Source organism: Haliscomenobacter sp. (assembly GCF_040403615.1).
Classification (GTDB): Bacteria; Bacteroidota; Bacteroidia; order Chitinophagales; family Saprospiraceae; genus Haliscomenobacter.
Window position 1 is genome coordinate 7,917 of sequence record NZ_JBBAKG010000017.1, and the last position, 5,606, is coordinate 13,522.

Sequence of the window (5,606 nt, forward strand, 5' to 3'; positions counted from 1 at the left end):
CACAACAAGATCAACAGCAAAGACGATATTGTAGAAACCACTGGTTTTTCTACTTATTATCCTCCAGGTGTATCCATCGGCAAGGTTTTTTACCACGAAATACCTCCTGGATCCAGCAATCACCTGATCAAAGTCAAATTAAATGTCAACATGACCAATGTCCGATATGCGCTGATTGTGGTAAACAAGCATGCGGATGAAATCAAACAACTAGAAGCCCGCGTCAAGGATGAACAATAACTCTTTTTTGCGCATACTGTTTAAATTCATCATCATTTGGTTGCTCCAAATCGTGGTGTTGAAACAAATTCAATTCTGGATTGGCCCTTATCATTATGAAGTTTTTGTGTACCCTTTGTTTATTTTATTGTTGCCAGCTGGCATGCAAATCAATCTGTTGTTGATTGTTGCATTTGCAACTGGTTTAATTATGGATGGCAGTTACAATACCTTGGGCGTTCATACTTCAAGTTCACTGTTACTGGCTTTTTGTCGGAGTAGGATTTTGAACTGGGTAATTCCGCGAGGCATGGATGAGAATGCCGCTCCTTCTTTGAAACGGCTCAAACTTTTGCCGTTCTTGCGGTATATTGCAGTTTCATTGTTGTTGTACCTGGTCTTTTACTACTCCATGGTATTTTTTTCACACGTCTTTTTTATCGAAATCATCGTTAAAAGCCTGTTAAGTTTTGTGGTTTCCATTATTTTTATACTAATTTTAGCAGGTGTTTTAAACGGATTAGATTAATTCAAACTCTTTCCAATCTTCGCTATGGACAGTGGCAGCAATCGTCAGCAAGTTATTCAGTTTGTATTCATTATGGCTGCAATCCTACTCTTGGGACGAGCATTCTATCTACAAGTCATCAATGGAGAATTCAACAACAAGAACAAAGCTACTGGTGCCGTTGCACGGTTTCCAATTTATCCAGCCAGAGGCTTGATTTATGACCGCAAAGGAAAACTCATGGTGGTCAACAATCCCATGTACGACCTGATGTTAACGGTAGATGCCCTCAAAGACAGCATGAACGTAGATCGGTTTTGTTCCTTGGTTGGAATGACCAAAGAAGAATACAATGAAGCCTTAAATAAAGATTTTCGCAGCGGACGTTTTTCCCGCTCTGTACCCTTTGTGTTCAAAAGTAAAATTTCAGCAGAGGCTTTCGCCCGTTTTCAGGAAGTATTGCCTGAATTTCCTGGTTTTGAAGTGGTACTGCGCAACGCTCGGGAATACCCGGCTCCGGTTGCCGCTCACCTTTTGGGCTACATTCGGGAAGTGAATAAAAATGAAGTAGATACCCAATCCGACATCTATACTCCAGGCGACTACATCGGCGCCAGTGGATTGGAACGAACCTATGAGAATGAACTAAGAGGAAAAAAGGGCATCGCATATGTGCTAAGGGACAAGCTAGGTCGCTATGCGGGCTCCTACCGCGATGGCAAAGACGATATTCCGGTTACTCCTGGACAAGATCTAAAAACGACGGTTGATATTGAGCTTCAACAATATGCAGAATACCTGTTGAGCAACAAACGCGCTGGTTTGGTGGCGATAGAACCCAAAACCGGAGAAATTCTGGCCATGGTTACTACCCCCAATTACGACCCCAACCAGCTCACCATCACCAACAACGCCAGAGGGGATGTGTACGCAGCATTGGCCAAAAATCCAAACAACCCTTTGTTCAACCGGGCGGTAATGGCCCAGTACCCTCCAGGGTCGATCCACAAAACGATTTTGTCCCTGATCGGGCAGCAGATTGGGGTATGGGATGAAAACCGAGGTGTTCCTTGCGGCGGTGCATTTGTAGCCCCAGGGGTGCGTTTGGGCTGTCACCACCATGCCTATTGCGGTGATTTACGCTCGGGCATTCAGCACTCTTGCAATGCCTATTTTGTAACGCTGTTTCGCACCATCGTAGACCGGTATGGCTACAAACATCCCAATCGTGGCTTAGATACGCTCAATTACTACCTCGATAAATTTGGATATGGCCGCAAACTCGGTATAGATTATCCAGGGGAGCAGGCTGGAGGCTTTCCAACTTCCGATTTTTTTAATCGCTGGTACGCCCGCGATGGACAATGGAAGTCGATCTGGATCCGCTCCCTGGGCATCGGACAAGGAGAGATGCTTTGTACCAATGTCCAATTGGCCAATTTGGCCGCCATCATTGCCAATCATGGTTATTTCTATACCCCTCACTTCATCAAAGCTTTTGGGGACTCCATCACGACAACCCGCTCCGCTTTTCACCTTAAACATGAAGTGGGTGTTGATAAAAAATATTTCCTGCCTGTTGTAGACGGCATGGAGCGGGTAACCATTGCCGGAACTGCCCGACGGGCTTTTATCCCTGACATTCCCATTTGTGGAAAAACCGGAACCGCTGAAAACAGCTCCGGCGAAGACCACTCGATTTTTTTCTGTTTTGCACCCAAAGACAATCCAAAAATTGCCATCGCTGTATATGCTGAAAATGCGGGTTTTGGAGGACAGGTGGCTGCCCCTGTGGCCAGTTTGATGATTGAAAAATACCTCAAAGGCGAAATTCGCAGCCCTGCACGCAAAGAGATGGAAAAAATGGTCTTGAAAAAAGACTACATCATTCGGGAAGTGGCATTGGCAACCAGAAAAACACGTCGGCCATAATCTAGATCATCATGAAGAAAACATTGCTGTTTTGGGGCCTAAGTCTTGTCCTACTGAGTGGTTTGATGGCTCAAGATAAACTCAAGATGATATTCGTTGGCGACATCATGGGGCATGGCCCTCAGATTGAATCGGCTGCCATCGAAGCGAATAAATTGTATGATTATTCTCCCTGCTTTAAATTCATCGCGCCATTGTTGGCCCAATCAGACCTGGCAATTGGCAATTTAGAGCTGACCCTGCCCGGCAAACCACCTTATACAGGGTATCCGACTTTCAAAAGCCCGGATGAATTGCCACTGGCCCTTCGGGCAGCAGGTTTTGATCTATTGGTTACTGCCAACAACCATTCCAATGATGGCGGATTGTTGGGTGTGCAAAATACCGTCAAAACCCTTGAGAAAAACGGGTTTTATCAAACCGGAACCTTCATCGATTCATCCTACCGCGCCGCACTTTACCCCTTGATCGTGTATAAGGGCAGTTTCAAACTGGCTTTCCTGAATTATACCTATGGCACCAATGGAATTCCAACCCCCAAACCCGCAGTGGTAAACGTCATCGATGAAAAAGTCATCAAAGCCGACATCGAAGCAGCAAAAGCCCACCAGCCCGACGCCATTATAACCTTTGTGCACTGGGGAGATGAGTACCAACTGACCGAAAATGAACGCCAACGCAGTCTGGCCAAAAAAATGCTGGACTGGGGTTCAACGATGGTTATTGGGTCGCATCCACACGTGGTGCAACCGATCAAGACTTATCCATTGCCACAAGCTGATAGTACCATGCGCAATGGCCTGGTGGTGTACTCGATGGGCAATTTTATTTCCGCCCAGACCAAAATCTATACAGACATTGGCCTGATGGTAGAAATTGAATTGGAAAAAAACGCCAGCACCCAAAAAACGGCCATCAGCAAAACCGAGTATATCCCCGTTTACCGCTATCTATACCGGGCGCCAGGTGCGGCTAAATCCACCTACATGACGCTGCCAGTTGCGGCTTTTGAAAATGGCCTAATGGCGACCCAGCAACCGATGTCGGAGGCTACCCGTGCAGCCATGAAGCAAAGCGCCGATGTCATTCGCAAAAACCTGACCCAATTCGGTGCCATTGAACGCAAAGTGAGTGCCGAGGAAATTTTGCAAAGCACTGAAAAATAACATCCTGTGATTGTATCAACCATTGTAGCTGCTGCCAAAAACCGAGTCATCGGCATGCACAATCAAATCCCCTGGTACTTGCCCGCGGATTTGAAATACTTCAAAAAAACCACCCTGAACCACCATGTGATCATGGGCCGCAATACGTTTGAGTCGATCGGCAGACCACTCCCCAATCGAACCAATATCATCGTAACCCGAGATCTTTTCTTTGTATCTACGGATTGTCTGGTAGCTCATTCCATCAATGAGGCACTCGAGTTGGCGTACGACAACGGCGAAACAGAAGCATTCATCATCGGCGGTGGACAGATATATACCCAAAGTCAGCAGTATTGGGACAAAATTTACCTGACCGAGGTGAATCTAGAACCCGAAGGAGAAGTGTTTTTCCCTGAAATCGACTTGAAAAAATGGAAGCTGCGCTTCAAAGAGCCGCATCTTGCCGACGAGAAAAACGAAATGGACTACATTTTCAAAGTGTACGAACGGATTGAAGTCCCCAAAGAAATTGAAGAGGAGGAATAAAAGAATTAAAGTTTTTTTTTGCTTTAGAAAAAATAAGTTTTAAATTTGTACACACAACGCAACCAGTTGTGCTTTTTTTCACCCTTTTCAACAATGATTCTCAGGTTTTTAACCCGTTAAATCCTGAGATCGTGACAGAAGATTTCCTCTATTACGCCTGGCGTTACCAACATTTTCAAGCTACACAACTGCAAACCACCCAAGGGCAATCTCTTGCGGTACTGAGTGTGGGCGAACTCAATCGAAATGCTGGGCCTGACTTTCTCAATGCCCGTTTGCACATCGAAGACACCCTTTGGGCAGGCAACGTCGAAATTCACCTTAAATCTTCCGATTGGCTGCTGCACCATCACCAACAGGATGCTGCTTACAACAACGTGGTACTTCATGTGGTACTAGACGAAGATGTGCCCATCCAACGCATGAATGGAGAGCGATTGCCCTGTCTGGAATTGCGCCGATTGCTCGATCCCGATTTGTGCAAAGCTTATTACCAAATGCTCAACAACGCACTCTGGATTCCGTGTCAAAACCACTGGCACCAAGTCAAAGACCTGACCAAAAAACTGTGGCTGGAACGCTTAATGGTAGAGCGGCTGGAAACAAAATCAGCTTTGATCAAACGCTTGTTGGAGCAAACCCAGGGCGATTGGGAGGAAGTATGCTACCAATTGCTGCTGCGCAATTTTGGCCTCAATGTGAATATGGATCCATGCGAGCAGGTTGCCCGCAGTTTGCCGCTCAAACTACTGTCTCGACACCGCGACAACCTAATGCAGATCGAGGCATTGCTCTTTGGGCAGGCGGGCCTACTCGAAGCAGAATTTGCCGATGCTTATCCCCAGCAATTAAAACAAGAGTATGGTTTTCAGCGCCAAAAGTATGGCCTAGAGCCTTTGCCTCCCGGAACCTGGAAGTTTTTGCGCATGCGCCCTGCCAATTTCCCTACCATGCGCCTGGCGCAATTTGCGGTGCTGTTGTACCAGGGCAGCAATCTGTTCAGCAAGATTTTGGCTGCCCGCGACCTGGAGGAGCTGGCCCACTTGTTTACAGTTACCTTGCACGGCTATTGGTCAGAGCATTACATGTTTGACAAACCATCGCCCCGCAAGCTCAAACACCTGGGGAGCAGTTTCATCGAATTGCTGGTGCTCAATGCCTGCATCCCTTTGGTCTTTTACTATGGCCTGTACACTCAAAGTCCGCGCTTCTGTGATCAAGCGTTGCGGCTCATGCAAGAACTGCCTCCCGAA

Annotated in this window: 6 protein-coding genes; all 6 read left to right on the forward strand. The window is 46.6% G+C overall.

What is annotated here, in order from left to right:
* Positions 1 to 240: rod shape-determining protein MreC (locus ABW391_RS07695; protein WP_353481265.1), on the forward strand; the 240-nt coding region annotated here is incomplete at its 5' end.
* Positions 241 to 247: 7 nt separating this feature from the next.
* Positions 248 to 748, forward strand: a complete 501-nt coding sequence (locus ABW391_RS07700) for a hypothetical protein (protein WP_353481266.1) — start codon at positions 248 to 250, stop codon at positions 746 to 748.
* A 24-nt stretch (positions 749 to 772) separates the two neighbouring features.
* Positions 773 to 2,659 carry a penicillin-binding protein 2 gene (gene mrdA / locus ABW391_RS07705; protein ID WP_353481267.1) on the forward strand — a complete coding sequence of 629 codons (1,887 nt, stop codon included), beginning with the start codon at positions 773 to 775 and terminating at the stop codon, positions 2,657 to 2,659.
* Between the two features lie 11 nt (positions 2,660 to 2,670).
* Entirely contained in the window at positions 2,671 to 3,825 is a 1,155-nt protein-coding gene (locus tag ABW391_RS07710) for a CapA family protein (RefSeq protein WP_353481268.1), read from the forward strand.
* Positions 3,826 to 3,831: 6 nt separating this feature from the next.
* On the forward strand, positions 3,832 to 4,353 hold the full coding sequence (locus tag ABW391_RS07715) for a dihydrofolate reductase (RefSeq protein ID WP_353481269.1): 522 nt from the start codon (positions 3,832 to 3,834) through the stop codon (positions 4,351 to 4,353).
* A gap of 131 nt (positions 4,354 to 4,484) precedes the next feature.
* Positions 4,485 to 5,606: DUF2851 family protein (locus tag ABW391_RS07720; RefSeq protein ID WP_353481270.1), on the forward strand; the 1,122-nt coding region annotated here is incomplete at its 3' end.

Bases quoted from the DNA above. Each gene is read 5' to 3' on its own strand.
- mrdA (WP_353481267.1), top strand. From the start codon at position 773: ATGGACAGTGGCAGCAATCGTCAGCAAGTTATTCAGTTTGTATTCATT.
- ABW391_RS07710 (WP_353481268.1), top strand. From the start codon at position 2,671: ATGAAGAAAACATTGCTGTTTTGGGGCCTAAGTCTTGTCCTACTGAGT.